Annotated in this window: 22 protein-coding genes; 17 read left to right on the forward strand and 5 right to left on the reverse strand. The window is 73.3% G+C overall.

Annotated features, from left to right (window positions below; translation table 11 throughout):
• The first annotated feature begins 2 nt into the window (after nt 1-2).
• Nucleotides 3-455, forward strand: a complete 453-nt coding sequence (locus E7Z53_RS15810) for a (deoxy)nucleoside triphosphate pyrophosphohydrolase (protein WP_369598001.1) — start codon at nt 3-5, stop codon at nt 453-455.
• Nucleotides 456-499: 44 nt separating this feature from the next.
• Here E7Z53_RS15810 and E7Z53_RS15815 read toward each other — a convergent pair whose 3' ends face one another.
• A complete protein-coding gene (locus tag E7Z53_RS15815; RefSeq protein ID WP_176338169.1) occupies nt 500-928 on the reverse strand; it encodes a DUF4157 domain-containing protein in 429 nt (142 codons plus the stop codon).
• Nucleotides 929-1,232: 304 nt separating this feature from the next.
• On the opposite strand from E7Z53_RS15815, the gene pheS reads away from it, so the two are divergent.
• The 3 genes from pheS to E7Z53_RS15830 all read left to right on the forward strand — a co-directional run bounded on the left by pheS (nt 1,233) and on the right by E7Z53_RS15830 (nt 5,668).
• Nucleotides 1,233-2,303, forward strand: coding sequence for a phenylalanine--tRNA ligase subunit alpha (pheS, locus tag E7Z53_RS15820; RefSeq protein ID WP_035929629.1), 1,071 nt, complete (start codon nt 1,233-1,235; stop codon nt 2,301-2,303).
• A 3-nt stretch (nt 2,304-2,306) separates the two neighbouring features.
• Entirely contained in the window at nt 2,307-4,859 is a 2,553-nt protein-coding gene (pheT, locus tag E7Z53_RS15825; RefSeq protein WP_176338170.1) for a phenylalanine--tRNA ligase subunit beta, read from the forward strand.
• A 191-nt stretch (nt 4,860-5,050) separates the two neighbouring features.
• Nucleotides 5,051-5,668 carry a hypothetical protein gene (locus E7Z53_RS15830; protein WP_095651767.1) on the forward strand — a complete coding sequence of 206 codons (618 nt, stop codon included), beginning with the start codon at nt 5,051-5,053 and terminating at the stop codon, nt 5,666-5,668.
• Between the two features lie 94 nt (nt 5,669-5,762).
• Here the strand turns inward: E7Z53_RS15830 and E7Z53_RS15835 are convergent, their stop codons facing one another.
• Nucleotides 5,763-7,133, reverse strand: a complete 1,371-nt coding sequence (locus E7Z53_RS15835; protein ID WP_126350054.1) for a M1 family metallopeptidase — start codon at nt 7,131-7,133, stop codon at nt 5,763-5,765.
• Nucleotides 7,130-8,098, reverse strand: coding sequence for a quinone oxidoreductase family protein (locus E7Z53_RS15840; protein ID WP_035929620.1), 969 nt, complete (start codon nt 8,096-8,098; stop codon nt 7,130-7,132). The genes E7Z53_RS15835 and E7Z53_RS15840 overlap by 4 nt, the downstream gene beginning before the upstream one ends.
• Before the next feature lie 332 nt (nt 8,099-8,430).
• Between E7Z53_RS15840 and argC the strand changes: the two genes are divergently transcribed.
• From argC to E7Z53_RS15870, 6 genes are read left to right on the forward strand one after another with little or no spacing between them, the layout of a single operon-like run.
• Complete coding sequence (gene argC / locus E7Z53_RS15845; protein WP_109222409.1) at nt 8,431-9,480, forward strand: N-acetyl-gamma-glutamyl-phosphate reductase; 1,050 nt, start codon at nt 8,431-8,433, stop codon at nt 9,478-9,480.
• Complete coding sequence (gene argJ, locus E7Z53_RS15850) at nt 9,477-10,691, forward strand: bifunctional glutamate N-acetyltransferase/amino-acid acetyltransferase ArgJ (protein WP_017832880.1); 1,215 nt, start codon at nt 9,477-9,479, stop codon at nt 10,689-10,691. Before argC ends, argJ begins: the two co-directional genes overlap by 4 nt.
• Before the next feature lie 46 nt (nt 10,692-10,737).
• Nucleotides 10,738-11,667, forward strand: a complete 930-nt coding sequence (argB, locus tag E7Z53_RS15855; RefSeq protein ID WP_109222410.1) for an acetylglutamate kinase — start codon at nt 10,738-10,740, stop codon at nt 11,665-11,667.
• Nucleotides 11,664-12,977 carry an acetylornithine transaminase gene (locus E7Z53_RS15860; RefSeq protein ID WP_176338171.1) on the forward strand — a complete coding sequence of 438 codons (1,314 nt, stop codon included), beginning with the start codon at nt 11,664-11,666 and terminating at the stop codon, nt 12,975-12,977. Before argB ends, E7Z53_RS15860 begins: the two co-directional genes overlap by 4 nt.
• 8 nt (nt 12,978-12,985) lie before the next feature.
• Nucleotides 12,986-13,954, forward strand: a complete 969-nt coding sequence (argF, locus tag E7Z53_RS15865; protein ID WP_017832877.1) for an ornithine carbamoyltransferase — start codon at nt 12,986-12,988, stop codon at nt 13,952-13,954.
• Nucleotides 13,951-14,445: an arginine repressor gene (locus E7Z53_RS15870; protein WP_017832876.1), complete on the forward strand. Its 495-nt coding sequence runs from the start codon at nt 13,951-13,953 to the stop codon at nt 14,443-14,445. The genes argF and E7Z53_RS15870 overlap by 4 nt, the downstream gene beginning before the upstream one ends.
• 40 nt (nt 14,446-14,485) lie before the next feature.
• Here the strand turns inward: E7Z53_RS15870 and E7Z53_RS15875 are convergent, their stop codons facing one another.
• The gene (locus tag E7Z53_RS15875) at nt 14,486-14,929 is read right to left on the reverse strand and encodes an ankyrin repeat domain-containing protein (RefSeq protein WP_017832875.1); all 444 of its coding nucleotides are present in this window, start codon (nt 14,927-14,929) and stop codon (nt 14,486-14,488) included.
• 194 nt (nt 14,930-15,123) lie between these two features.
• Here E7Z53_RS15875 and E7Z53_RS15880 point away from each other — a divergent pair, with 194 nt between their 5' ends.
• Entirely contained in the window at nt 15,124-16,644 is a 1,521-nt protein-coding gene (locus E7Z53_RS15880; protein WP_176338172.1) for a long-chain-fatty-acid--CoA ligase, read from the forward strand.
• A 108-nt stretch (nt 16,645-16,752) separates the two neighbouring features.
• Here the strand turns inward: E7Z53_RS15880 and E7Z53_RS15885 are convergent, their stop codons facing one another.
• The gene (locus E7Z53_RS15885; protein ID WP_017832873.1) at nt 16,753-18,429 is read right to left on the reverse strand and encodes a catalase; all 1,677 of its coding nucleotides are present in this window, start codon (nt 18,427-18,429) and stop codon (nt 16,753-16,755) included.
• Nucleotides 18,430-18,741: 312 nt separating this feature from the next.
• Here E7Z53_RS15885 and E7Z53_RS15890 point away from each other — a divergent pair, with 312 nt between their 5' ends.
• The 6 genes from E7Z53_RS15890 (at nt 18,742) to tyrS (ending at nt 26,535) form a co-directional block, all read left to right on the forward strand.
• Complete coding sequence (locus E7Z53_RS15890) at nt 18,742-19,953, forward strand: argininosuccinate synthase (RefSeq protein WP_031282696.1); 1,212 nt, start codon at nt 18,742-18,744, stop codon at nt 19,951-19,953.
• 140 nt (nt 19,954-20,093) lie between these two features.
• On the forward strand, nt 20,094-21,542 hold the full coding sequence (argH, locus tag E7Z53_RS15895; RefSeq protein ID WP_017832871.1) for an argininosuccinate lyase: 1,449 nt from the start codon (nt 20,094-20,096) through the stop codon (nt 21,540-21,542).
• Complete coding sequence (locus E7Z53_RS15900) at nt 21,539-22,219, forward strand: DNA-3-methyladenine glycosylase (protein WP_031282695.1); 681 nt, start codon at nt 21,539-21,541, stop codon at nt 22,217-22,219. Before argH ends, E7Z53_RS15900 begins: the two co-directional genes overlap by 4 nt.
• Before the next feature lie 24 nt (nt 22,220-22,243).
• A complete protein-coding gene (locus E7Z53_RS15905; RefSeq protein WP_031282693.1) occupies nt 22,244-22,780 on the forward strand; it encodes an adenine phosphoribosyltransferase in 537 nt (178 codons plus the stop codon).
• 118 nt (nt 22,781-22,898) lie between these two features.
• Nucleotides 22,899-25,157, forward strand: coding sequence for a HelD family protein (locus E7Z53_RS15910; protein WP_095651761.1), 2,259 nt, complete (start codon nt 22,899-22,901; stop codon nt 25,155-25,157).
• Nucleotides 25,158-25,224: 67 nt separating this feature from the next.
• A complete protein-coding gene (gene tyrS, locus E7Z53_RS15915) occupies nt 25,225-26,535 on the forward strand; it encodes a tyrosine--tRNA ligase (protein ID WP_176338173.1) in 1,311 nt (436 codons plus the stop codon).
• The last annotated feature ends 321 nt before the right edge of the window (nt 26,536-26,856 follow it).

The following is a 26,856-nucleotide window of genomic DNA, read 5'->3' on the forward strand; positions in this document are numbered from 1 at the left end:
CCGTGACCGCTCCGTTGCCCGCCGCGTACCGCACCCAGGTGGTCGGCGCCGCCCTCCTCGACGACGCCCGCCGTCCCACGGCCTTCCTCGCCGCGCAGCGGGCCTACCCCGAGGCCCTGCGGGGCCTGTGGGAGTTCCCCGGCGGCAAACAGGAGCCGGACGAGAGCTGCGAGCAGGCCCTGGTGCGGGAGTGCGCCGAGGAGCTCGGCGTGGACGTCCAGCTGCTCGCGGAGGTGCGCGGACCGCACGCCCAGGGCTGGCCGCTCAAGGACACCGCGGCGATGCGGGTCTGGACGGCCGTGGCCGCCGGCGGCGACCCCCGGCCCGTGCTGGGGGAGGACCACCTGGCCGTGCGGTGGCTCCCGCTCGCCGACCCCGCCGCCGCGCTCGAGCTCCCCTGGATCCCGGCCGACCTGCCGATCGTGCACGCCCTGCTGGACCACCTGCGGGGCTGACCCGGTCCGTGCCGGCCGGAGCGGGTCAGGTGGCGGCGCGCCGGTCAGCCGTGGTGGCGGGGGGCCGGGGCGTAGCCGCCGTCGGCGAGACCGGCCCCGATCTCGAAGGGGTTGCGGTGCGCCGGGTGCCCGCAGCGCAGCACCGACCACCCCGCGGCCAGGAGGTAGGCCGGCAGGAAGGGCAGGCCCAGCCACTGCGCCCACTGGGTCGCGTGGCGGGACTCGTGGGCCACGAGCCGGGGGCGGGCCGCGACGTCGTCGATCCCGGCGCGGAACAGGACCACGTTGCCCACGGTGAACGCCCCGGCCCGGGGCAGCCGGGGCCGGTAGCCGAAGCCCAGGATCAGCCCCTCCGGGCCGCGGACCACCTTGGTCCGGGAGGCCGCGGCGACCAGCAGCCCCAGCGGGGTGGACAGGTTCGCCATGTTCCACACCTGCCGCAGGCGCGCCGCCCGGCTCGGTTCGGGTGTCATGGCACCAGCCTAGTTCCGCTCGGCGCACCCCGTCCGGGCCGACGATCGGCACGCCTGCGATCACCCGGGCACGGAAGCAGCGGGGCAGCGCCGGCACTCCTCCGCGCCGGACCGCGCCGCGCTCCGGTACCACCGGGTCGTCGACGTGCCGGAGAAGCGGTGGGCGGACCCAGCGGCCCGTGCCATAGACTGGAACACGCCCGCGATCCGTGCCGATCCGGGCTTTCCCGTGCTCCATGTCCCACGGACCGTGGGACGGCGTGCGCGGACGACCCCGTCCCCGAGCCGAAGAAGTCGCCAGCTGATGTCTGAACTGCCACCCGAGACCGCCCCGAGCGGCGCGGTCGACCCGACCGACGAGGCCGCGGTCGCCGCGGCCGTGGAGGCGGCCCTGGCCGCCGTCGGAAACGCCCAGGACCTCGACGAGCTCAAGGAGGTCCGGCTCGCCCACGCGGGGGACCGCTCCCCGCTGGCGCTGGCCAACCGGCAGATCGGCTCCCTGGACAAGTCGCAGAAGTCCGCGGCCGGCAAGCTGGTCGGCCAGGCCCGCGGCCGCGTCAACCAGGCGGTCGCCGCCCGCACCACGGTGCTGGAGGAGGAGCGGGACGCCCGGATCCTCGTCGAGGAGGCCGTGGACGTCACCGCCGCCGGCCGGCGCCGGCGCCTGGGCGGGCGGCACCCGCTGACCAACCTCATGGAGCGCGTCGGCGAGACGTTCGTGGCCATGGGCTGGGAGGTCGCCGACGGCCCCGAGGTCGAGTCCGAGTGGTACAACTTCGACTCCCTCAACTTCAAGCCGGACCACCCCGCCCGGGAGCTGCAGGACACCTTCTTCGTGGACCCGCCCGAGGCGCACCTCGTGCTGCGCACGCACACCTCGCCGGTGCAGATGCGCACGCTGCTCAGCCGCGAGCTGCCGGTCTACGTCGTCGTCCCGGGGCGCACCTACCGCACCGACGAGCTCGACGCCACGCACACCCCGGTCTTCCACCAGGTCGAGGGTCTGGCCGTGGACAAGGGGCTGTCGATGGCCGACCTCAAGGGCACGCTCGAGCACTTCGCCCGGCAGATGTTCGGCCCGGAGGCGAAGATCCGGCTGCGGCCCAACTACTTCCCCTTCACCGAGCCGTCCGCCGAGCTGGACGTGTGGCACCCGAACGCCAAGGGCGGGCCGCAGTGGATCGAGTGGGGCGGCTGCGGCATGGTCCACCCGAACGTGCTGCGCGCGGCCGGCATCGACCCCGAGGTGTACTCGGGCTTCGCGTTCGGCATGGGCATCGAGCGGACCCTGATGTTCCGCAACAACGTCCCCGACATGCGCGACATGGTCGAGGGCGACGTCCGCTTCAGCGAGCACTTCGGGATGGAGATCTAAGACATGCGAGTTCCTTTGTCATGGCTGCGCGAGCACGCCCCCGTCCCGGCGGACGCGACCGCCGAGGACGTCCTGGCCGCCCTGGTGACGGTGGGCCTCGAGGAGGAGGACGTGCACCGTCCCGCGGACCACCTGAAGGGCCCGGTCGTGGTCGGCCAGGTGCTGTCCAAGGAGCCGGAGACCCACTCCAACGGCAAGACCGTCAACTGGTGCACCGTCCGCGTGGTCCCCGAGGGCCAGGAGCAGACCCTGACCGGCGAGGGCATCGACCCCTCCGGCGTGCAGGGCGTGATCTGCGGGGCCCACAACTTCGAGGTCGGGGATAAGGTCGTCGTGACCCTGCCCGGCGCCGTCCTGCCCGGGGACTTCAGGATCTCGGCGCGCAGGACCTACGGCCACACCTCCGCCGGGATGATCGCCTCCGTCCGGGAGCTCGGCATCGGCGAGGACCACGACGGCATCCTGGTGCTCTCGACCCTCGGCCTGGACCCGGAGCTCGGCACGGACGCCCTCGAGCTGCTCGGCCTCCACGACGAGGCCGCCGAGATCAACGTGACCCCGGACCGCGGCTACGCGTTCTCGATCCGCGGCGTGGCCCGCGAGTACTGCCACGCCGTGCACGAGCCCTTCACCGACCCGGCCGGGACCGTGGCGCCCCGGGTGCCCGCCCCCACCGCGGACGGCTTCCCCGTGGCCGTCGAGGACGACGCCCCGATCCACGGCAACCCCGGGTGCACCCGCTTCGTCGCCCGCACGGTGACCGGCATCGACGCGAGCGCCCCCACACCCCCGTGGATGTCGGCGCGGCTGCGCCTGGCGGGGATCCGCTCGATCTCCCTGCCGGTGGACGTCTCCAACTACGTGATGCTCGAGCTCGGCCAGCCGCTGCACTTCTACGACCTCGCGACGCTGACCGGCGGCATCGGGGTCCGCCGGGCGGCGCCGGGCGAGACCCTGACCACCCTGGACGGCAAGCGGCGCACCCTGGACCCCGAGGACCTGCTCATCACCGACGGGTCCGGGCCCATCGGCCTGGCCGGGGTCATGGGCGGGGCGGCCACCGAGGTCTCGGACGCCACCGTCGACGTCCTCGTGGAGGCGGCCCGCTTCGACGAGGTCTCGATCGCCCGCACCACCCGCCGGCACCGGCTGCCCTCCGAGGCGTCCAAGCGCTTCGAGCGCGGCGTGGACCCGCAGATCGCCCCGGTGGCCGCCCAGCGCGCCGTGGAGCTGCTCGTGGAGCTGGCCGGCGGCACGGCCGGGCCCGGGGTCACCGACGTGGACGCCACCACCGCCCCCGCGCCCATCGAGCTGCCCTGGGACCACCCGAGCCGCCGCACGGGCGTGGAGTACACGGCGGAGCAGGTCGTCGCGACCCTCACCGAGCTCGGCGCGCAGGTCGAGGCCACCGACGACGGCTGGCGCGTCGTGCCCCCGTCGTGGCGGCCCGACCTGGTCGAGAAGGAGGACCTGGTCGAGGAGATCGCCCGCCTCGTGGGCTACGACGCGATCCCCTCGCGGCTGCCCGTGGCGCCCCCCGGGCGCGGCCTGACCGCCGAGCAGCAGGCCCGCAAGCGGGTGGCCGACGCGCTCGCGGCCGCCGGGCTGACCGAGGTGCTCGCCTACCCGTTCGTCGCGCAGGCGGACAACGAGCTGTGGGGTGCCCCCGAGCCCGGGGTGCCCGTGCCGTCGGTGAAGCTGGCCAACCCGATCAGCGAGGCCCAGGGGATGCTGCGCGTGTCCCTGCTCCCGGGCCTGCTCGAGGTGCTGCGGCGCAACACCTCCCGCGGCTTCCGCGACCTGGCGCTCTACGAGGTCGGGCGTGTCTTCCGCCCCGGCGAGCAGCTCGGCAGCGCGAGCATCCCGCCGCTGGGGGCGCGCCCGGACCCGGCGGTGCTCGAGGAGCTCGAGGCCGGTCTGCCCGCCCAGCCGCGCCACCTCGCCGCGGTCCTCGCCGGCAAGGACGCGGCCGAGGGGCCGTGGACCGCGCCGCGCGCGTTCGACTGGCAGGACGCCCTCGACACCGCCCGGCTGGCCGCCGAGGTGCTGGGGGTCGAGCTGACCGTCCGCCAGGGCACCCACCAGGCGTTCCACCCGGGCCGCACCGCGGTGCTCGCCACCGCCGACGGCACCCCGCTGGGCTACGCGGGCGAGCTGCACCCGCAGCTCGTCGCCGCGCAGGACCTCCCCGAGCGGACCGTGGCGATGGAGCTGAACCTCAGCTCGCTCACCGCGGCCGAGTCCGGGGTCGTCCAGGCGCGCCCGATCTCCGGCTACCCGGCCGCCACGCAGGACGTCGCGCTCGTGGTGGACGCCTCCGTGCCGGCCGCCGAGCTGCGGGCCGCGCTCGAGGAGGGCGCCGGGGAGCTCCTCGAGGACGTCCGCGTCTTCGACGTCTACCAGGGACCCGGCATCGAGGAGGGCCGGAAGTCGGTCGCCTTCGCGCTGCGCTTCCGGGCCCCGGACCGCACGCTGACCGCGGACGAGGCCTCCGCCGCCCGCGAGGCGGCCGTCGCCGTCGCCGCCGAGCGCCACGGCGCCGTGCTCCGCGGCTGAGCGGTCCCGCCCGGACGGCCCGCCCCCTCCGGGGAGCGGTCCGTCCGTCGTCCCCGCCCCGCCCGGGCGGTAACACTCGCGAACGCCAGGGAGTGCGCCGTCGACTTCGGTACTGTGGCACCGGGTCCCCGGCCGCGACCCCGGCGTTCGCGACCGACCCCCCTTCCCCGACCCCGTTCCAGGAGCGCAGCATGACCGAGGAGACCACCGACCGCCAGGAGCCGTTCTTCGCCTTCGACGACGAGCAGGACGTGCAGGACGGGCGCGCCCGCCGGTCGATCGCCTGGAAGCCGACGGCCGTGGGCCTGCTGGGGCTGCTCCTGGGCCTGGTCCTCGCGGTGAGCGCGGCCCTCGCCTGGGACGACTCCCGCAGGCTGGCCGGCTACGCGGACCGGTCGTGGGTGATCTCCGGGCAGTACCAGGACCTCACCAACGATCTGCAGACCAAGACCTGGAACCCCATCTACCGCGGGGTGCTGCCCGCGGACGAGGCGGTCACCGAGCAGCCCTTCGACTCGGGCCTCGCCGACCCGCGCGTCCCGGAGGCGGGGGAGGAGATCGTCTTCCGCGGCACGCAGACGGGCTCCGGCGAGGACGACTTCCACCAGGAGGCCGACGCGCTGCTCGCCGTCGAGGACGGCACCCTCCAGGTGGTCGAGACCGCCGAGGCGGGCGAGTTCGGGGACGGCGTCACCGCGGGCACCATCGCGTGGCAGCGCGTCCAGGCGGCCCTGCTGCTGCTCGCCGGTCTCGCCGCGGCCGGGGGCGGGGTCTGGTTCGCCCGCCGGCTCTACCGCCGGGAGCACTGACCGGCCGGCCGCCCGCGCGGCGCAACGGGCCCCCGCCGGACGCACAGCGTCCGGCGGGGGCCCGTTCCCGTCGGTGCCCGGGGGCCGGTGCGGGTCAGGGCAGGGCGGGCAGCTCCCGGCGGAGCAGCCACGCGTCGAGCAGGCCGTCGACCTCCGCCCACCGGTCCCGGGGCACGAAGCCCCGCAGGTGCTCCCGGAAGCCCGCCGTGCTCACCCACCCGTCCCGGTTGGCGGTGGCCCAGCCGCGCAGCAGCGTGCGGAAGGCGTCCTCGCCCACGGTCTCCCGGATCGCGTGGACGGTGAGGGCGCCCCGGACGTACACCACGTCGTCGAAGAGCCGCACCTGCCCGGGATCGCCGATGACGAGGTCCTGGCGCATCTTGGACAGGGTCCGGTGCGCCTTCTCCGCGTGCCAGCGGGCCGGCCGGTCGCCGGAGGCCTCCGACCAGATCCACTCCGCGTAGGACGCGAACCCCTCGTTGAGCCAGATGTCCTGCCACGCGGAGAGGACCAGGCTGTTGCCGAACCACTGGTGGGCCAGCTCGTGCGCCACGAGCCGCTGCTCCTCCCAGTCCGTGCCCAGCTGGTTCTTGCCGAACACGGAGCACGCGTAGCACTCGAACGGGTCCTCCAGCGACTCGTCGACGACCACCACGGTGTAGCTCGGGAAGGGGTAGGGGCCGAACCAGTCGTTGAACACCTCGATCATCCGGCCCTGCTCCGCGAAGGTCTTCTCCGCCTTCTTGCGCCGCTTCCTGGAGCACACCAGGTACTGGGGGACGCGCGAGCCCGAGAGCTCGTGCCGCTCGTACGGGCCGATCTGCACGGTGGCCAGGTAGGGCGGCAGCGGCACCCGGGACGTGTACACCCAGTGGCGCTCGCCGTCGCGCTCCACCACGGACTCCAGCTCGCCGTGGACCACCACCTCGTAGTCGGCGTCCGCGTGCACGGCGACCCGGTAGGTGGCCTTGTGGGAGGGGTGGTCCACGCACGGGAACCAGGTGGACGAACCGGTGGGCTGCCCGGCGACGAGCACGCCGTCGTCGAGCTCGGCCCAGCCGATCTCGCCCCAGGGCCCGTCCAGGGACTCGGGGTACCCCTCGTAGGCCACGGTGAGCGTGAACGCCTCCCCGGCGGCGACGACGCGCGGCAGGGTCAGCACGAGGCGGCTCCCGCGGTGGTCGGCGCGGACGCGGCGGCCGCCGAGCAGACCGCCGAGTCCGCCGGTGCCGAACCTGACGTCGGTCACGGCGAGCTCGGTGAGGTCCAGCTCGATCCGGTCCGTGTCGTGCAGCGCGCGGCAGGACAGGGTGGCGCGCGCCTCGAGGCCGTTGTCCTCGACGTCGTAGTCGAGGTCCAGGTCGTAGTGCTCCACGGTGGCCGCGCAGCACCCCACGAACGGGGTGTAGGGGTCCCGCGCGCCGTCGGCGCCGAGGAAGCGGTGCATCATCGGTGCGGCGCTCACGGGACCAGCAGCAGCTTGCCCTGGGCGGCGCGGGACTGGAGCAGCTCGTGGGCCTGCCGTGCCCGGTCGAGCGGGAACGTCTCGGCGACGCGGAGGGTCAGCGACCCGTCGAGCACCGCGTCGAACAGCTCGCCCGCGCGCCAGTTCCGCTCCTTCTCGTCGAGCAGGTAGTCGTTGAGGGTGGGGCGGGTGAGGAACAGGGAGCCGTGCTGGGCGAGCCGCTGCGGGTCGAGCGGGGGCACCTGGCCGGAGGAGCCGCCGAAGAGCACCAGCATCCCGCGCCGGCGCAGCGCCCGGAGCGACTCGTCGAAGGTGTCCTTGCCCACCGAGTCGTAGACGACGTCGGCGCCGCGGCCGCCGGTGACCTCCCGGACGTGCTCGGCGAAGCCCTCGTAGCCCACCAGGGCGAAGTCGGCCCCCAGGGAGCGCGCGGTCTCCGCCTTGGCTTGCGTGCCCACCAGGGCGACCACCGTGGCCCCGAGCGACTTCAGCAGCTGCACGGCGAGACCTCCGACCCCGCCCGCGCCCGCGGTGACGACGGCGACGTCGCCCTCCTGGACCGGGTACGTCGAGCGGACCAGGTAGTGCGCGGTGAGACCCTGCAGCGGGACGGCCGCGGCGACCTCGTCGGACACGCCGGAGGGCACGCGCAGGGCCTTGTCGGCGTCCACGAGGAAGGCGTCGGCGTAGGTCCGGGACGCCTGCGAGGTGGTGATCCGGTCGCCCAGGGCGAAGTGGCGCACCTCGGAGCCCACGCCCGTCACCACGCCCATGCCCTCGGAGCCCGGGGTGAAGGGGTGCTCCACGGGGTAGACGCCCTCGCGCTGGTACACCTCGATGAAGTTCACCCCCGCCGCGCGGGTCTCGACGAGCAGCTGGCGCGGACCGGGTTCGAGGTCCGGACGCTCGCCGAGGGTCAGGACCTCGGGGCCTCCGGCTCGCTCGACCATGACGCAACGGACCATGACGGGTACCTCCTGGAGATCGCGGACGGGAACCCTGCCATGGTAGGCACGGAGTCCCGCCGCGCCCTCCCCGCAGGGGTCGCCCAGGGGTAGCGTGTGCACAAGAGGGGGCACGGGAAAGCCCCCGTAATCATCGAGATTTGCAGACGGGAAGCGTAGATTCGGGGGCAGAGCCGTTCCGGGGGGAGCGCGAGAGCGGCCGTGGTCGATCCGAGTGGGGGGATCCTGACGTGCTCCGACGAGGCGCACCCGCGCCCCGCCCCGCCGGTCCTCCCCCCGTAGCGTGCATAAATATTGAAGACCATGCATAACTTTGAGCTAGAGTGGGTTCTATGACGTTCAGCGCAGCAGTGTCGGGGGCATCCGGCTACGCCGGTGGCGAGGTCCTGAGGATCCTCGCCGGTCACCCGCAGATCGAGATCGGGGCCGTGGGGGCCCATTCCAACGCGGGCCAGCGGCTGGGGGAGCTGCAGCCGCACCTGCACTCCCTCGCCGACCGGGTGCTCGTCGACACCACGGTGGAGAACCTCGCCGGCCACGACGTCGTCTTCCTCGCCCTGCCGCACGGCGCCTCGGCCGCGATCGCCGCGCAGCTGCCGGCGGAGACCGTGGTGATCGACGCCGGCGCCGACCACCGGCTCGACTCCGCCGAGGAGTGGGACCAGTTCTACGGGTCCCCGCACGCCGGGACCTGGCCGTACGGGCTGCCGGAGCTCGTCGTGGACGCCGAGGGCACCCGCCAGCGCGAGCAGCTCCGCGGCGCCACCCGCATCGCGGTGCCGGGCTGCTACCCGACCAGTGCCCTGCTCGCCCTGGGCCCCGGCTTCGCGGCCGGTCTCCTGGAGCCGGAGGACGTCGTGATCGTCGCGGCCTCGGGCACCTCCGGCGCCGGCAAGGCCGTCAAGGCGCACCTGCTGGGCTCGGAGGTCATGGGCTCGATGAGCCCGTACGGGGTGGGCGGCGCCCACCGGCACACCCCCGAGATCGAGCAGGGCCTCTCGAAGGCCGCCGGGCGCCGGGTGCGGATCTCCTTCACCCCGACGCTCGCCCCCATGCCGCGGGGCATCCTCACCACCGCCACCGCGCGGGTCCCCGAGGGCGTGACCGCCGGGCAGCTGCGGGAGGCCTGGGAGACCGCCTACGCGGCCGAGCCGTTCGTCACCGTCCTGCCCGAGGGACGGTGGCCCGCGACGAAGTCGGTGGCCGGCTCCAACCACGCCCAGCTCCAGCTCGCCCACGACGCCCGGGCGGGGCGGGTCATCGTCACGTGCGTGATCGACAACCTCGTCAAGGGCACCGCCGGCGGTGCCGTCCAGTCCATGAACCTCGCCCTCGGCCTGCCGGAGGACACCGGCCTGACACTCCAAGGAGTCGCACCGTGAGAACGTACCCCTCCCAGCAGCCCGCCGGCACCCTGCAGGTCGACACCGCCCGCGGCGTGGCCGCCGCCCAGGGCTTCCGCGCCGCCGGCACCGAGGCCGGCTTCAAGGACTCCGGCGGACCGGATCTCGCCCTCGTCGTCAACGACGGGCCCCAGCACCACGTGGGGGCCGTGTACACGACCAACCGGATCACCGCCGCGCCCGTCCAGTGGTCCAAGGCCGCGACCGCGGACGGCCGGGCCGCCGCCGTGGTCCTCAACTCCGGCGGCGCCAACGCCTGCACCGGACCGCAGGGCTTCCAGGCCTCCCACCGGACCGCCGAGCTCGTCGGCGAGGCGCTCGGGGTCGGGGCCGGGGACGTGGTGGTGTGCTCCACCGGGCTGATCGGCATCCAGCTGCCCATGGACGTCATGGAGCGCGGCCTCCCCGGGGTCGTCGAGGCCCTCGGGGACGACGACGCCGCCGGGGCCGCCGCGGCCCGGGCCATCATGACCACCGACTCCGTCTCCAAGCAGGCCGCCTACGTCCGCGACGGGTGGACGGTCGGCGGCATGGCCAAGGGCGCGGGCATGCTCGCCCCGGGGCTGGCCACGATGCTCGTGGTGCTCACGACCGACGCGGAGCTCTCCTCCGACGCCCTGCAGTGGGCGCTCGAGGACGCGGTGAAGGTCACGTTCAACCGCACCGACTCCGACGGCTGCATGTCCACCAACGACACCGTGGTGCTGCTCGGCTCGGGCGCCTCCGGGATCACGCCGGACGAGTTCGAGTTCAGCCAGGCCGTGACCGCGGTGTGCCACTCGCTGGCCCAGCAGCTCATCACGGACGCCGAGGGCGCGTCCCACGACATCGAGATCACCACCGTCAACGCCGCGACCGAGCGGCAGGCGGAGGACGTGAGCCGCTCCGTGGCCCGCTCCAACCTCTTCAAGGCCGCGATCTACGGCAACGACCCCAACTGGGGCCGCGTCCTGTCCGCGGTCGGCACCACCGACGCCGCGTTCGACCCCGACCGGCTCGACGTCGCCATCAACGGTGTCGTGGTCTGCCGCAACGGCATGATCGGGGACCCGCGCGAGGGCGTGGACCTGGCCGCCGACCGCAGGGTCACCGTCCTGGTCGACCTCAAGGCCGGGGACGCCGACGCCACCGTCTGGACCAACGACCTGACCCACGACTACGTCGAGGAGAACAGCGCCTACTCCAGCTGACCAGCCCGCCCACCAGCACAGCACCGACCCACGGCGCAGGAGAACCATGACCGACCCGAGTGACCCGACCCGCTACGAGACCGCCCAGCTGAAGGCGGGCACCCTGATGGAGGCCCTGCCCTGGATCCAGCGTTACTCCGGGTCCGTGATGGTCTTCAAGTACGGCGGCAACGCCATGGTGTCCGAGCCGCTGCGGCAGGCCTTCGCGGAGGACATGGTGTTCCTGCGCCACGTCGGGATCAAGCCGGTCGTGGTGCACGGCGGAGGGCCCCAGATCAACCGCATGCTGGAGCGGCTGGGCATCGAGTCCCAGTTCCGCGGCGGGCTGCGCGTCACCTCCAAGGAGGCCGTGGACGCCATCCGCATGGTGCTGACCGGGCAGGTCCAGCGGGAGCTCGTCTCCCTGCTCAACGCCACCGGCCCGTACGCCGTCGGGCTCTCGGGGGAGGACGCCGAGCTGTTCCGCGCGGTCCGCCGGGGCACCGTGGTGGACGGCGAGGAGGTGGACCTCGGCCACGTGGGCGAGGTCGTCGGCGTCAACCCCGAGCCCGTCACCCAGCTCCTCGAGGCCGGGCGGATCCCCGTCATCTCCTCCGTGGCGCCGGAGGTCGACGCGCACGGCCGCCCCACGGGGGAGATCCTCAACGTCAACGCGGACACCGCCGCCGCCGCCGTGGCGGTGGCCCTGCGCGCCGAGAAGTTCGTGGCCCTCACCGACGTCGAGGGGCTCTACGCGAACTGGCCCGACAAGGGCTCCCTGATCGCGTCGCTCTCCGCCTCGGAGCTGCGCGCGATGCTCCCGAGCCTGCAGGCCGGGATGATCCCCAAGATGGAGGCGGCCCTGCGGGCCGTGGAGGGCGGGGCGCGCCGGGCGTCCATCGTCGACGGGCGCAGCCCGCACACGTGCCTGCTCGAGATCTTCACCGACACCGGCATCGGTACCCAGCTCGTCCCCGACCACGGAGCATCGTCATGACCGCCCAGCACACCGCCTCCCGCTACTCGGCCCAGACCGCCCTGCTCGGCGAGTACGCCGACTCGCTGCTCGGCGTCTTCGGCAGCCCGTCCCTCGTGCTCACCCACGGCAAGGGCGCCGTGGTCACCGACGCCGACGGCCGGGACTACCTCGACCTGCTCGCGGGCATCGCCGTCAACGCCCTCGGCCACGCCCACCCGCGCTGGGTGGAGATCGTCTCCCGCCAGCTCGCCACCCTCGGGCACGTCTCCAACTTCTTCACCTCCCCCCAGCAGATCGCCCTCGCCGGGAAGCTGCTGTCCCTGGCCGGCGCGCCCGCGGGCTCCCACGTCTTCTTCGCGAACTCCGGCACCGAGGCCAACGAGGCCGCGTTCAAGCTCGCCCGCCGCCACGGCCACGAGCACCCCGGCCCGGACGGCCGGCCCCGCGGCACCGTCCTCGCCCTCGAGTCCGCCTTCCACGGCCGCACCATGGGCGCCCTCGCCCTGACCGCCAAGGAGGCCTACCGGGCGCCCTTCGAGCCCCTCCCGGGCGGGGTCCGGCACATCCCGGCGACCGTCGAGGCCCTCGAGGAGCACCTCGACGGGACGGTCGCGGCGCTGATCGTGGAACCCGTGCAGGGCGAGGCCGGCGTGCGCGAGCTGCCCGAGGGCTACCTCCGGGCCGCCCGGGAACTGACCCGCCGGCACGGTGCGCTGCTGGTCGTGGACGAGGTGCAGACCGGGATGGGCCGCACCGGCCGCTGGTTCGCCTCCTCCGCCGAGCTCACCGGCGACGACCTGCCGGACGCGATCACCCTGGCCAAGGGCCTCGGCGGCGGCTTCCCGATCGGCGCGATGCTGACCGTCGGCCCGGAGGTCTCCGCGCTGCTCGGGGCCGGCCAGCACGGCACCACGTTCGGCGGCAACCCGCCGGCCACCGCCGCGGGCCTCGCCACCGTCACCGTCATCGAGGAGGACGGCCTGCTGGAGCACGCGCGCACCGTGGGCGCCGTGCTCGGCGAGGGGCTGCGCGCGGTCCCCGGGATCGGCGACGTGCGCCAGCACGGACTGCTGATCGGCGCCGACCTCGAGGTCCCCGAGGAGGCCACCGCCCCGTTCGGCCCCGCCGTGGTCGAGGCCGCCCGGGACGCCGGATTCATCGTCAACGCGACCGGCCCCGGGACCCTGCGCCTGGCCCCGCCCCTGATCCTGACCCCCGAGCAGGCGCGCACCTTCCTCGAGGCGCTCCCCGAGATCCTGCGCACCGCCGCCGCCGCGGTCACGGCCCCCGCCGCGACCTCGCCCGACTCCCCGCCGAAAGAAGCATGAACCCGTCCATGACCCCCCGCCACTTCCTCGTCGACACCGACCTCTCCCAGCAGGAGCAGACCGAGGTGCTCGAGCTCGCCGCCCGCCTCAAGGCCGACCGCTGGGCCCACCGGCCCTACGCGGGGCCCCAGACCGTGGCCGTGATCTTCGACAAGACGTCGACCCGCACCCGGGTCTCCTTCTCCGCCGGGATCGCCGATCTCGGCGGCAACCCGCTGATGATCAACCCGGGCGAGTCGCAGCTGGGCAAGGAGAGCGTGGCCGACACCGCGCGCGTCTTCTCCCGCATGGCCTCGACCATCGTGTGGCGCACCTACGCCCAGTCCGGGCTGGAGGAGATGGCCGCGGCCGCCACCGTGCCCGTCGTCAACGGGCTCTCCGACGACTACCACCCCTGCCAGATCCTCGCGGACCTGCTCACCGTCCGGGAGCACCGGGGCGGTCTCGCCGGGCTCACCTTCGCCTACCTCGGGGACGCCGCCAACAACATGGCCCACTCCTACCTGCTGGGCGGGGCCACCGCCGGCATGCACGTGCGCGTGGCCGGCCCGGCGAGCCACCTCCCGGACCCGGCGGTGGTGCGGGCCGCCGAGGAGCGCGCGGAGCAGACGGGAGGGTCCGTGCGCGTGACCACCGACCCGGCCGAGGCGCTCGCCGGGGCGGACGTGGTCTGCACCGACACCTGGGTGTCCATGGGCCAGGAGGCGGAGACCGAGGCGCGGGCGGAGGTCTTCCGGGCGTACTCCGTGGACGCCGCGGCGATGGCCCAGGCCGCGCCCGGGGCGCTGTTCCTGCACTGCCTGCCCGCCTTCCGCGGCTCCGAGGTCGCGGCCGAGGTCATCGACGGCCCGCAGTCCGTGGTGTGGGACGAGGCGGAGAACCGCCTGCACGCCCAGAAGGCCCTGCTCGTCTGGCTCATGGCGCGCTCCGGGCGCTACGACCTGGGTGCCGCCGACGCCTCCGCCGTCCCCGCATGAGCATCCCCGCCACCAAGACCGCCCGGCAGGCCCGGATCGTGGCCCTCGTGACCGGAGGGGCGATCCACTCGCAGGCCGAGCTGGCCGCCCGGCTGGCCGAGGACGGCGTGCAGGTCACCCAGGCCACGCTCTCCCGCGACCTCGTGGAGCTCGGGGCCGTCCGGGTGCGCGAGGGCTCCGGCGCCCTCGTCTACGCCGTCCCGCAGGCCGGGGCCGACCGCTCGCCCGCCTCCGGGATCACCCAGGAGGTGCTCGACGCGCGCCTGGCCAGCCTGTGCCGCGAGCTGCTGGTCACCGCCGAGGCGAGCGCGAACCTCGTGGTCCTGCGGACCCCGCCGGGGGCCGCCCAGTACTTCGCCTCCGCCATCGACACGTCCGTGCTCCCCGCCGTCCTCGGCACCATCGCCGGCGACGACACCATCATGGTGGTGTGCCGGGCGGCGGACGGCGGCCACGCCGTGGCCCGCCGCTTCCTGGAGCTCGCCGAGTAGAGGTCCCGGCGCCGCCCCGTGCCGGCCGTGCGCCGCGCGCTCAGCGGGCCGCGTACTCCTCCAGGACGGGGACGAGCTCCGTGCGCTCGAAGACCCGGGCGAAGTCCAGGGCGGAGTGGGCGCCGGCCGTCTGCGAGGCCCCGGCCGCGAGCAGCGTCCGCACGATCGTCTCGTTGCCCCGGAAGACCGCGCTCATCAGCGCCGTCTGACCGTTGTCGTTGACCCGGTCCGGGTCCGCCCCGGCCTCGAGCAGCGCCGCGACGGTCTCCTCGCGCTGGTGGTAGGCCGCGAGGACCAGCAGGGTGTCGCCCTTGCCGTTGGTGAGGTTCACCGGGACGCCGGCGCGCACGGCCGGCAGGAGGTTCTCCGTGTCCCCCGTCCGGGCCATCTCGAACAGGGAGAGCACGTAGGCCATCTCCTCCTCGGTCAGCTGGGGAGCCGCCGGGTCCTGCGGCTGGTCGGTCGGCTGGGGGTTCTCGGTCACGGGTGGTCCTTCGAGGTCGGTCGGATGCAGCTCCTGCCGGCCAGTTTATCGGGGGTGGGGACCGCGACACGCGCCACCCCCAAGTACCCGGGTCTTGACGTTGCAGTAACCGACTGGCACGCTCGTGTGACACAGCCCACCTCGTGCCCGTTCCTCGCGCCGGTGCCCGTGCACCGGGGATCCGGAGTTCCCCCATGACGAATCTCGCCACCCTGCTCACCGACACGGCCGCGGCCTCCCCGGAGTCCCGGGCGGTGGTCCTCGACGACAAGGTCCTGACCTACGGGGCCCTCGACGACCTGTCCGCGCGGGTCGCGTCGATGCTCGCCGCGGCCGGCGTCGGACAGGGCGACCGGGTGGCCCTGATCCTGCCCAACGTCCCCCACATGCCGATCGCCTACTACGGGATCCTGCGCGCGGGCGGGGTGGTCGTGCCCCTCAACCCCCTCCTCAGCCCCCGGGAGCTGGCGTACCACTTCGACAACGCCGAGGTGTCCCTGGTGCTCGTCTGGGAGGCGATGGCCGAGGCGACCCGCGCCGCGGTCGCGGACCTGGACCGGGACGTCCGGGTGGTCGAGGTCTCGGCCGCCGGCACGCTGCAGGCGCTCGCGGACGTCCCGCCGCGGCCCGGGGTCGCCGAGCGCGACGACGACGAGCCCGCCGTCCTGCTCTACACCTCCGGGACCACGGGCCGGCCCAAGGGCGCCGTCCTGACGCACCACAACCTCCGGGCCAACGCGGCGCTGTCCGCGGGCCTCTTCGACCTGGCGCCCGGGGACGTCATGTTCGGGGCCCTGCCGTTCTTCCACGTCTTCGGCCAGACCGTGGCGCTCAACGGCGTCGTCCACGCGGGGGCGACCGTCACGCTGCTGCCGCGCTTCGACCCGGCCAAGGCGCTGGAGATCCTGGCCCGGGACGAGGTCACGGTCTTCGCCGGGGTGCCGAGCATGTACGTGGCGCTGCTCGCCGCCGCGGACGGCGGGACGGTCGAGCTGCCGCACCTGCGGGCCGGGGTCTCGGGCGGGTCCCCGCTGCCGGTCGAGGTCCTGGAGCGCTTCGAGGAGGTCTTCGGCGCCCCCATCTACGAGGGCTACGGCCTGTCCGAGACCTCCCCGGTGGTGTGCTTCAACCAGAAGGACCGGGGACGCCGCCCGGGCTCGATCGGCACGGTGGTGCGGGGCGCGCAGCTGAAGGTCGTGGACGACCTCGGCGCGGAGGTCCCCGTCGGGGAGATCGGCGAGCTCGTGGTGACCGGGGAGTACGTGATGGCCGGCTACTGGCGCAACCCCGAGGCCACCGAGGCCGCGATCCGTGACGGCTGGTTCGCCACGGGGGACCTCGCCCGGGTGGACGAGGACGGCTTCTACTACATCGTGGACCGCAAGAAGGACATGGTCCTGCGCGGCGGCTACAACGTCTACCCCCGCGAGGTCGAGGAAGTGATCTACCAGTTCCCCGGCATCGCCGAGGCCGCGGTGGTCGGGGTGCCGGACGAGGCGATGGGCGAGGAGGTCGCCGCCGTCGTCGCCTTCCGCGACGTGCCCGAGGCGGAGCGGGACGCGAAGGTCGACGAGCTGGACGCCTTCGTCCGCGAGCGCGTGGCCAAGTACAAGCACCCGCGCTACTACAAGGTGGTCGACGAGCTGCCGAAGGGCCCGACCGGCAAGATCCTCAAGCGCTCCCTCGACCTCGCGGGCGCCGGGCACCGCGGCTGAGCCCGCACACGGAAGGGGCCGGCCGCTGGACGCGGCCGGCCCCTCCTGCTCGATGGGTCCGCACGGACACCGGGGGAGGCGCCCCGGACGGGGCGCCTCCCGGACGGGTCAGCTGGACATCATCGCGGGGCTCGCCTGCTGGGGCTCGCGCTCCACGGCCACGTGCTCGTTGGGCACGCAGTGGGTCATGGTGAGACCCGCCACGCTGCGCGGGCCGTTGTTGCCGAGGTTGGCCACGCGCTGCAGCTCCTCCTCGGAGAGACGCTGGGTGGCCAGGGGGCCCAGGTCCTTGACGTCCTCGAGGGAGACGCCGATGCCGTCGCCCACGCGGCGGCCCATCTCGTCCTCGACCATGTAGAAGTGCCAGACCATGCGCTCCTGGATCGGGCGGTCGCACTGGGAGAGCGCGCCGACCAGGTTGTCGATGAGCTCCTCCTTCTCCCACTCCTCCTGGAGCTGGAAGCGCTCGCCGGCCTGCTTGTAGTCGTTGGTCCGCTCGATCCGGGCGCGGGTCAGGCGCGCGCTGATCTCCGGGCCGACCTCGGGCTGGTACCCCTCGGGCTTCGGAGTCTCCTGCACGCCTCCGATGATGGACGGCTCGTAGTTCACGTGCGGGTTCTGGCCCGGGGCGTGGTCCACGGCGTAGGCCATCTGGCCGTCGCGCTGGTTGGTGGCCACCGGCGCCTTCGGCGCGTTGACCGGCAGCTGCAGGTAGTTCGGGCCCACGCGGTAGCGCTGGGTGTCCGAGTAGGAGAAGGTGCGGCCCACGAGCATCTTGTCGTCGGAGAACTCCAGGCCGTCCACCAGCACGCCGGTGCCGAAGGCGATCTGCTCGTTCTCCGCGAAGAAGTTCTGCGGGTTGCGGTTCAGCACCATGCGCCCGACCGGCTTCGGCGGGAACAGCTCCTCCGGCCACACCTTGGTGTCGTCCAGCGGGTCGAAGTCCAGCTCGGGGTGGTCGTGGTCCTCCATGACCTGGACCTGCAGCTCCCACTCGGGGTAGTCGCCGGCCTCGATCGCGTCGTAGAGGTCCTTGGTGTGCGAGCCGAGGGTCTGGGCCTGGATGTTCGCGGCGTCGGCCGAGGTGAGGGACTTCACGCCCTGCTTCGGGATCCAGTGGTACTTCACCAGGAGGGACTCGCCGGCGGCGTTGACCCACTTGTAGGTGTTCACGCCGAAGCCCTGCTGGTGGCGGTAGTCCGCCGGGATCCCGCGCGGGGAGAACAGGATCGTGATCATGTGCATCGCCTCGGGCGACTGGCTGAAGAAGTCGAAGGCGCGGTTGGCCACGCCGGCCTCGAAGTTCACGGGGTCCGGCTTCTGGGAGTGGATGAAGTCGGGGAACTTGATGGCGTCCCGGATGAAGAACACGCCCAGGTTGTTGCCGACGAGGTCCCAGTTGCCCTCCTCCGTGTACATCTTCACGGCGAAGCCGCGCGGGTCGCGGGCCACCTCGGAGGAGTCCCGGCCGCCGGCCACGGTGGAGAACCGCACGGCCACGTCGGTGCGCTTGCCGGCCTCGGCGAAGACCTTGGCGCGGGTGAACTTCGCGATGGGCTCGTCGCCGTAGGCGCCGTAGGCCTCGAAGTAGCCGAAGGCGGTGGTGCCGCGCGCGTGCACCACGCGCTCGGGGATGCGCTCGCGGTCGAAGTGGCTCATCTTCTCGAGGAACGCGTAGTTCTCGAGGGTCGCGGGCCCGCGCGAGCCGATGGTGCGGGTGTTCTGGTTGTCGTGGACCGGGTGGCCCTGACGCGTGGTGAGGGTCTGCTCGGGAACGTTCGTCATGGGGTTCCTCTCGGGGTAGGGACCGGGTGTGCAGGACGGCCGGGGCGCGTGGCCCCCGCCGTGGTGGGGTGCGGTCGGTCAGTCTGGATCACACCCGGTCCCCAGTATGTCGGAAGGGCCGGGCTATTGCTAGCTATTCATAATTGCGGAGTGGCGCACCGCACCTCTGCAGGTCGGAGGGCGGGCGCGGCCCGGCGGGGGAGTGCGCGGGACGGTCCGCAGAGTATGCATAAATACAAGTCGACGTGTATAGTCATGCACAGAAGGCGGGGCCACGCCGTGGCGCCCGGACCACCGACGAAGGAGAACACCGTGACCGAGCGTGTTGTGCTGGCCTACTCCGGGGGTCTCGACACCTCCGTGGCCATCGGCTGGATCGGCGAGGCGACGGGGGCCGAGGTCATCGCCGTCGCCGTCGACGTGGGGCAGGGCGGCGAGGACCTCGAGACCATCCGCCGGCGCGCCCTCGACTGCGGGGCCGTCGAGGCCTACGTGGCCGACGCCCGCGACGAGTTCGCCGCGGAGTACTGCATGCCGGCGCTGCAGGCGAACGCCCTCTACATGGACGCCTACCCCGTGGTCTCCGCGCTGTCCCGCCCGGTCATCGTCAAGCACCTCGTGGCCGCCGCCAAGCGCTTCGGCGCCTCCACCGTGGCCCACGGCTGCACGGGCAAGGGCAACGACCAGGTCCGCTTCGAGGTGGGCATCCAGACGCTGGGCCCCGAGCTCAAGTGCATCGCCCCGGTCCGCGACCTCGCCCTCACCCGCGACAAGGCCATCAACTACGCCGAGAAGCACCACCTGCCGATCGCCACGACCAAGAAGAACCCCTTCTCGATCGACCAGAACGTCTGGGGCCGCGCCGTGGAGACCGGGTTCCTCGAGGACATCTGGAACGCCCCCACCAAGGACGTCTACGACTACACGGACGACCCCACGTTCCCGCCGCCGGCCGACGAGGTCGTGATCAGCTTCAAGGGCGGCATCCCCGTGGCCCTCGACGGCCAGCCCGTCAGCCCGCTGCAGGCGATCCAGGAGATGAACCGCCGCGCCGGCGCCCAGGGCGTGGGCCGGATCGACATCGTCGAGGACCGGCTCGTGGGCATCAAGTCCCGCGAGGTCTACGAGGCCCCCGGCGCCATGGCCCTGATCGCCGCGCACCGCGAGCTGGAGAACGTGACGGTCGAGCGCGAGCAGGCCCGCTTCAAGCGGATGGCCACCCAGCGCTGGACCGAGCTCGTCTACGACGGCCAGTGGTTCTCCCCGCTCAAGCAGTCCCTCGACGCGTTCATCCAGGACACCCAGAAGTACGTGGACGGCGACATCCGGATGACCCTGCACGCCGGCCAGGCCACGGTCACCGGCCGCCGCTCGAACACCTCCCTGTACGACTTCAACCTCGCCACCTACGACGAGGGCGACGCGTTCGACCAGTCCCAGGCCCGCGGGTTCATCGAGCTGTTCGGCATGTCCTCTAAGGTCGCGGCGTCCCGCGAGCAGCGGATCGCGGCCGAGGGCAAGTAGCCCCCGAGCACGTAGGCTCGTCCCCAGCAGGAACGGGCACGACGACGGAGGGCCCCATCCCGGCGGTGGGGCCCTCCGCCCACGCCCGGCCGACCCGACCCCCGGCGGCCCCGGCCCCGGCGGAACCCACGAGGAGAGACATGGCGCAGCAGGACAAGCACGGCACCAACGAGGGCGCGCTCTGGGGCGGGCGCTTCGCCGGGGGACCGGCCGACGCCCTCGCGGCGCTGAGCCGGTCGACGCACTTCGACTGGCGCCTGGCCCCCTACGACATCGCGGGCTCCCGGGCCCACGCCCGGGTCCTGCGCACCGCGGGGCTGCTGACCGACGACGAGCTCGGGGGCATGCTCGACGCCCTCGACCGGCTCGAGGCCGACGTCCGCTCCGGGGCCTACGCGCCCGCCCCCTCCGACGAGGACGTCCACGGCTCCCTCGAGAAGGGCCTCATCGAGCGGGCCGGGCCCGAGCTCGGCGGCAAGCTGCGCGCCGGCCGGTCCCGCAACGACCAGATCGCCACCCTCGGGCGGATGTACCTGCGCGACCACGCCGCGATCATCGCCCGCAACGTGCTCGACGTCGTGCAGGCCCTCCTGGACCAGGCGAAGGCCCACCCGGAGGCCCCGATGCCCGGGCGCACCCACCTCCAGCACGCCCAGCCGGTGCTGCTGTCCCACCACCTGCTCGCCCACGCGTGGGCGATGCTGCGGGACGTGCAGCGCCTCGTGGACTGGGACGCCCGCGCGGCGGTCTCCCCGTACGGCTCGGGGGCGCTCGCCGGGTCCTCGCTCGGACTGGACCCGGGGGCCGTCGCCGCCGAGCTGGGCTTCGACTCCGCCGTGCACAACTCCATCGACGGCACCGCGGCCCGGGACGTCTACGCCGAGTTCTCCTGGGTCACCGCGATGATCGCCGTGGACATGTCCCGGATCTCCGAGGAGATCACCACGTGGGCCACCAAGGAGTTCTCCTTCGTCACCCTCGACGACGCCTTCTCCACCGGGTCCTCGATCATGCCGCAGAAGAAGAACCCGGACATCGCCGAGCTCGCCCGCGGCAAGGCCGGCCGGCTGATCGGCGACCTCACCGGGCTGCTGGCCACGCTCAAGGGCCTGCCGCTGGCCTACAACCGGGACCTCCAGGAGGACAAGGAGCCCGTCTTCGACGCGATCGACCAGCTCGAGGTGCTGCTGCCCGCGGTCGCGGGGATGATCGCCACCCTCGACTTCAACACCGGGCGGATGGCCGAGCTCGCCCCGCAGGGCTTCGCCCTCGCCACGGACGTGGCCGAGTGGCTCGTGCGCCAGGGCGTGCCCTTCCGGGACGCGCACGAGGTCGCCGGGGACGCGGTGCGCGTCTGCGAGCAGCGCGGGATCGAGCTGTGGGACCTCTCCGACGAGGACTTCGCCGCCATCTCAGACCGGCTCACCCCCGGCGTGCGAGAGGTGCTCACCGTGGCGGGTTCGCTGGCCTCGCGCAGCGCCCAGGGCGGCACGGCGCCGTCGGCCGTGGCCGCGCAGATCGGCGAGCTCGAGCGCCAGGTGGCCGAGGCCGCGGAGTTCTCGCGGCGGGCGCCGATCGTCGCAGGATGAGCGTGAACGGGCCCGTCACCGGGCCGGCGCTGCTCGAGCTGCTGTCCCGGCCGGCTCCCGAGGTGGCCCCCCGGCTGCTCGGGAGCCTGTTCGGCCACCGGACCGCTGAGGGCTCCGTGGTCCTGCGGATCACGGAGGTCGAGGCCTACGGCGGGCCGGACGGCTCCGACCTGCCGGACCCGGGGGCGCACACGTGGCGCGGGCGGACGGCGCGCAACGCCTCGATGTTCGGTCCGCCGGGCCACGTCTACGTGTACTTCACCTACGGCATGCACCACGCCGTGAACCTGGTCTGTCGCCCCGAGGGCACCGCCGGCGGGTGCCTGCTCCGCGCGGGCGAGGTCGTCGAGGGCGTGCCTCTGGCCCGCGCCCGCCGGGCCGCCGGACGCTCCGGCCCGGTGCCCGACGCCGCGCTGGCACGTGGCCCCGGCAACCTCGCCAAGGCCCTGGGCATCGACCTGACCCACGACGGCGCACCGCTCACCGCGGGGGACGCCGCGGCGCCGGGCTTCTTCCTGCGGCTGCCCGGCCCGGGGGACGCCCCCGCCGCCGGCCGCGGGCCCCGCACGGGGGTGTCCGGACCCGGCGGGACCCCTGAGTTCCCCTGGCGCTGGTGGCTGCCCGGCGAGGCCTCCGTGTCCCCGTACCGCGCCGCGGTCCCGCGCCGGCGCCGCTGAGTCCGCGGGACCCGGACGGATAGCATGAGCGGTGTGACTGAATCCGTTGAGCAGATGATCGAGCGCCTGTGCGTGAAGATCCCCGACTACCCGGAGCCGGGGGTCCTCTTCCGCGACCTGACGCCCCTGTTCGCGGACGGTCCCGGCTTCCGGCGGACCGTCGACGCCCTGGCCGACGCCTTCCGCGGCCAGTTCGACCACGTGGCCGGCGTCGAGGCCCGGGGCTTCCTCATGGCGGGGGCCGTGGCCTACGCGACGGGCGTGGGCCTCATCCCGGTGCGCAAGGCCGGGAAGCTCCCCCGGGAGACCTTCCGCGAGGAGTACGTCCTGGAGTACGGCTCGGCGGTGCTGGAGATCCACACCGACGACGTCCCGCGCGGGGCCCGCGTGCTCGTGCTCGACGACATCCTCGCGACCGGCGGCACCCTCGGGGCCACGGCGCAGCTGCTGCACCGGGCCGGGCTGCACGTCGCCGGGTTCGGGCTGATCATGGAGCTCACCGACCTGCGGGGCCGCAGCCAGCTCGGCGGCCACCGGGTGCGGGCACTGTACCGGGTCTGACCAGGGGCGAAGCACCCCGGCGAAGCACTGTGACGCACCGCGCCGCCGGATCGCCGTCGGAACGCCCGCGGACCGGTAGAATCGATGGTCTGTTCGATCCGGAACGAGGTGTCCACCCATGGCAGAGACCGTCGCCACGATGGCGGCCGAGCAACTTGCTGTCGAACGCGCGTACGTCGCGATGCTCTACGACCGGCTCGACGAGCTGCGGGCCGAGAAGACCGCCGAGCTCGCGGCCGTGCGCCGCAGCGAGTCCTTCGGCAACCACCAGAACCGCGCGGAGCGTGACGCGTTCGCCTCCCACTACGAGGACCGGCTCGCCCAGCTCGAGGCCGTGGACCACCGGCTCGTCTTCGGCCGCCTGGACGGCCAGGACGGCGACCGCCGCTACGTCGGGCGCATCGGCCTGGCCACCGCGGACCACCAGCGGCTCATGGTGGACTGGCGCGCCCGCGAGGCCGCGGCCTTCTACCAGGCCACCGCGCAGAACCCCATGGGCATCCGGCGCCGCCGCCACCTCATCCTGGAGGGCCGCGACGTCGCCGCCCTCGAGGACGACGTCCTCGACCCGGACATGCTCGAGGACGAGGGCGTGCTCCACGGCGAGGGCGCTCTGCTCGCGGCGCTGAACCAGAAGCGCACCGGACGGATGTCGGACATCGTCGCGACCATCCAGGCCGAGCAGGACAAGATCATCCGCGCCCCGCTGCCCGGCGTCCGCGTGGTGCAGGGCGGGCCCGGCACCGGCAAGACCGCCGTGGCGCTGCACCGGGCGGCGTACCTGCTCTACGAGCACCGGGAGCGGCTGCGCAAGGCGGGAGTGCTGATCGTCGGCCCGTCGTCGTCGTTCATGTGGTACATCGAACGGGTGCTGCCGGCGCTCGGGGAGACCGGCGTCGTGATGTCCTCCCTCTCCGAGCTGTTCCCCGGCGTGGCGGCCGTCCCCGAGCGCGACCCCCGGACCGCCCGGCTCAAGTCCGGCCTCGACATGGCCGAGGTCGTGGCCCGCGCCGTGCGGGACCGGCAGAAGGTCCCGGCGGCGGACCAGGTCCTGCGCGTCGACTCCCACCGCGTGACGCTGACCCCGCGCACCGTCAAGCGTGCCCGGGACAAGGCCCGTGCCACGGGGAAGCCGCACAACGAGGCGCGCAACACGTTCGTGAAGATCGCCCTGCGCGAGCTCACCGAGCAGCTCGGCGAGCACCTCAACACCACCAGCGGCAACGTCATGGACCGCTCCTACCTCGCGGAGGACATCCGGCAGTCCCGGGACGTGCGGATCGCGCTCAACCTCGCGTGGATGCCGCTGTCGCCCCAGACCCTCGTCGCGCAGCTGTTCAGCAAGCGGCACTACCTCGAGTCCGCAGCCCCGCACCTGAGCGCCGCCCAGGTCGAGGCCCTGCTGCGCCCGGCCGACGCCCCCTTCACCGTGGCCGACGTGCCGCTGCTGGACGAGGCCGCCGAGCTGCTGGGCGACCTCGACGAGGCCGGGGTGCGCCGGCGGGCCGAGGCGGACCGGGAGCACCGCAAGGCCACGGACAACGCCGAGCACGCGCTGGCGAACATGCACCAGAGCCTCGAGGACGTCGGCGCGGACGGCATCGTGACCGCGGCCCAGCTCACGGACTTCAACGCGGTCACCCAGCACCGGATGACCGCCGCCGAGGCCGCGACCGCGGACCGCACGTGGGCCTACGGGCACGTCGTGGTCGACGAGGCACAGGAGCTCTCGCCGATGCAGTGGCGCGTGCTCATGCGCCGGTGCCCCATGAAGTCGTTCACCGTGGTCGGCGACATCGCCCAGGCGGGCTCGGCCACCGCCGCCCGCAGCTGGCAGGACGCCCTCGAGCCCTTCGTGGGGGAGCGGTTCGTCCTCGACGAGCTCACGGTCAACTACCGCACCCCCGCCGAGATCGCCGAGGCCGCGGTCGACGTCGCCCGGGCCGCCGGCCTGGACATCTCCGCCCCGCGGGCCGTCCGGGAGGGCGAGCCGCCGATCGTGCAGCGGGTCGGCGCCGCGGACGTGGTCGAGGGCGTCCTCGAGCAGGTGCGCACCGAGCTCGACCTGGTCAGCGGCGGGCTCGTGGCCGTGGTCGTGCCCGAGGACCGCGTGCAGGAGATCGGCACGGCCCTCGCCGGGGCCCTGCCCGGGCTCGTGGGTGCCGGGGTCCGCCGGCTGGACCGGCAGGTCGTGGTCCTCTCCGCGTGGGACGCCAAGGGACTGGAGTTCGACTCGGTGGTGGTCGTCGAGCCGCAGGCGCTCGTCGAGGAGGTCGGCGGCGGGGTCGGCAACCTGTACGTGGCCATGACCCGGCCCACCCAGCGGCTGCGCGTCGTCGCCGCCCGGCCGCTGCCGGCCGGCCTCGACCGGTTCTGACCCCGGGCCGCCGGGGACACCAGGACGCGGAGGGGAACCCCCTTCGCGTCCTGGTACCTTGGAAGCCGTGTCGAACGCAATAGACCTGGACCTCCAGCACAACGATCCGTCCTTCGCCAACGTGTGGCAGGAGCTGCAGTGGCGCGGCCTCGTGCACGTGTCGACCGACGAGGCGGCCCTCGAGCGGTCGCTCGCCGAGGAGAAGGTCACCTACTACTGCGGGTTCGACCCCACCGCGGCGTCCCTGCACCTCGGGCACCTGGTGCAGCTGCTGCTGATGCGCCGGCTCCAGCTCGCCGGTCACCACCCGATCGGGCTCGTGGGCGGGTCCACCGGTCTGATCGGTGACCCGCGGCAGAGCTCCGAGCGGGTCCTGAACTCCCGGGAGACCGTCGCGCAGTGGGTGGACCTGCTGCGCGCCCAGGTAGAGCGCTTCCTCTCCTTCGAGGGCGAGAACCGGGCCGTCATGGTCAACAACCTGGACTGGACCTCCCAGCTCTCCGCCATCGACTTCCTCCGCGACATCGGCAAGCACTTCCGGGTCGGCACGATGATCAAGAAGGACATCGTGGCCAAGCGGCTCAACTCGGAGGAGGGCATCTCCTACACCGAGTTCAGCTACCAGATCCTGCAGGGACTGGACTACCTGAACCTCTACCGCGACCACGGGTGCACCCTGCAGACCGGGGGCTCCGACCAGTGGGGGAACCTGACCTCCGGGACCGACCTGATCCGCAAGGTCGAGGGCGTGTCCGTGCACGCCGTCGGCACCCCGCTGATCACCAACTCGGACGGCACGAAGTTCGGCAAGTCCGAGGGCAACGCGGTGTGGCTGGACCCGGAGCTCACCTCGCCCTACGCCTTCTACCAGTTCTGGCTCAACACGGCCGACGCGGACGTGGTCGACCGGCTCAAGGTCTTCACCTTCAAGACCCGGGCCGAGATCGAGGAGCTGGCGCGCTCCGTCGAGGAGGAGCCCTACAAGAGGCAGGCCCAGAAGGTCCTCGCCTGGGAGGTCAACTCGCTGGTGCACGGGGAGGCGGCGACCGAGAAGGCGATCGCGGCCTCGGCCGCCGTCTTCGGACGCGGCGAGCTCACGGAGCTCGACGCCGAGACCCTGGACTCGGTCACCCGGGAGCTGCCCGGCGCGAGCGTGTCCGCCGGAGCGCTGCAGGTCGCCGACCTCCTCGTGGCCACCGGGCTGTCCGAGTCGAAGTCCGCCGCGCGCCGGACCCTCAAGGAGGGCGGGGCGTACGTCAACAACGAGAAGGTCGTCGGCGAGGACGCCGAGCTCGGGCCCGACCAGCTCCTGCACGGCCGATGGGCGCTGCTGCGCCGCGGCAAGAAGCACCTCGCCGCCGTCACCGTGGAGGCCTGATCCGGGCCCGATCCGCCCACCACCCCCGTCCGGGAGCCGAGCTTGCAGGCCCCTGGGCGGGGGTGTAGTGTTCATCGAGTCGTCAGGCAGGGCCGAGAGGCCGGCGGGCGACGACACCGCAAAGAGCAGCAGGACCGAGAGGTGCTGCCTAGTTCATGCGGGAGCGACCGTTCAGGTCGGTCCGGACCCGGAACAACGCAAGTTGACACGCCGAGAACGGACTGCGTAGGATGGTCGAGCTGCCTGAGGCGGGGAACGAAGTTCCGACGCGGAGGGCACCGAAAATTCCAACACGGTTTCCGGGTGTGGTGCCTGGTTGCT

Origin of the sequence: Kocuria salina (assembly GCF_013368965.1) — a bacterium.
Classification (GTDB): domain Bacteria; phylum Actinomycetota; class Actinomycetes; order Actinomycetales; family Micrococcaceae; genus Kocuria; species Kocuria rosea.

Coding starts and splice junctions, on each gene's coding strand:
- E7Z53_RS15885 (WP_017832873.1), bottom strand. CDS start 18,429: ATGACGAACGTTCCCGAGCAGACCCTCACCACGCGTCAGGGCCACCCG.
- E7Z53_RS15840 (WP_035929620.1), bottom strand. CDS start 8,098: ATGGTCCGTTGCGTCATGGTCGAGCGAGCCGGAGGCCCCGAGGTCCTG.
- pheT (WP_176338170.1), top strand. CDS start 2,307: ATGCGAGTTCCTTTGTCATGGCTGCGCGAGCACGCCCCCGTCCCGGCG.
- argC (WP_109222409.1), top strand. CDS start 8,431: ATGACGTTCAGCGCAGCAGTGTCGGGGGCATCCGGCTACGCCGGTGGC.
- pheS (WP_035929629.1), top strand. CDS start 1,233: ATGTCTGAACTGCCACCCGAGACCGCCCCGAGCGGCGCGGTCGACCCG.
- E7Z53_RS15900 (WP_031282695.1), top strand. CDS start 21,539: ATGAGCGTGAACGGGCCCGTCACCGGGCCGGCGCTGCTCGAGCTGCTG.
- E7Z53_RS15870 (WP_017832876.1), top strand. CDS start 13,951: ATGAGCATCCCCGCCACCAAGACCGCCCGGCAGGCCCGGATCGTGGCC.
- E7Z53_RS15830 (WP_095651767.1), top strand. CDS start 5,051: ATGACCGAGGAGACCACCGACCGCCAGGAGCCGTTCTTCGCCTTCGAC.
- argB (WP_109222410.1), top strand. CDS start 10,738: ATGACCGACCCGAGTGACCCGACCCGCTACGAGACCGCCCAGCTGAAG.
- E7Z53_RS15880 (WP_176338172.1), top strand. CDS start 15,124: ATGACGAATCTCGCCACCCTGCTCACCGACACGGCCGCGGCCTCCCCG.
- argH (WP_017832871.1), top strand. CDS start 20,094: ATGGCGCAGCAGGACAAGCACGGCACCAACGAGGGCGCGCTCTGGGGC.
- argF (WP_017832877.1), top strand. CDS start 12,986: ATGACCCCCCGCCACTTCCTCGTCGACACCGACCTCTCCCAGCAGGAG.
- E7Z53_RS15815 (WP_176338169.1), bottom strand. CDS start 928: ATGACACCCGAACCGAGCCGGGCGGCGCGCCTGCGGCAGGTGTGGAAC.
- E7Z53_RS15910 (WP_095651761.1), top strand. CDS start 22,899: ATGGCAGAGACCGTCGCCACGATGGCGGCCGAGCAACTTGCTGTCGAA.
- E7Z53_RS15905 (WP_031282693.1), top strand. CDS start 22,244: ATGAGCGGTGTGACTGAATCCGTTGAGCAGATGATCGAGCGCCTGTGC.
- E7Z53_RS15860 (WP_176338171.1), top strand. CDS start 11,664: ATGACCGCCCAGCACACCGCCTCCCGCTACTCGGCCCAGACCGCCCTG.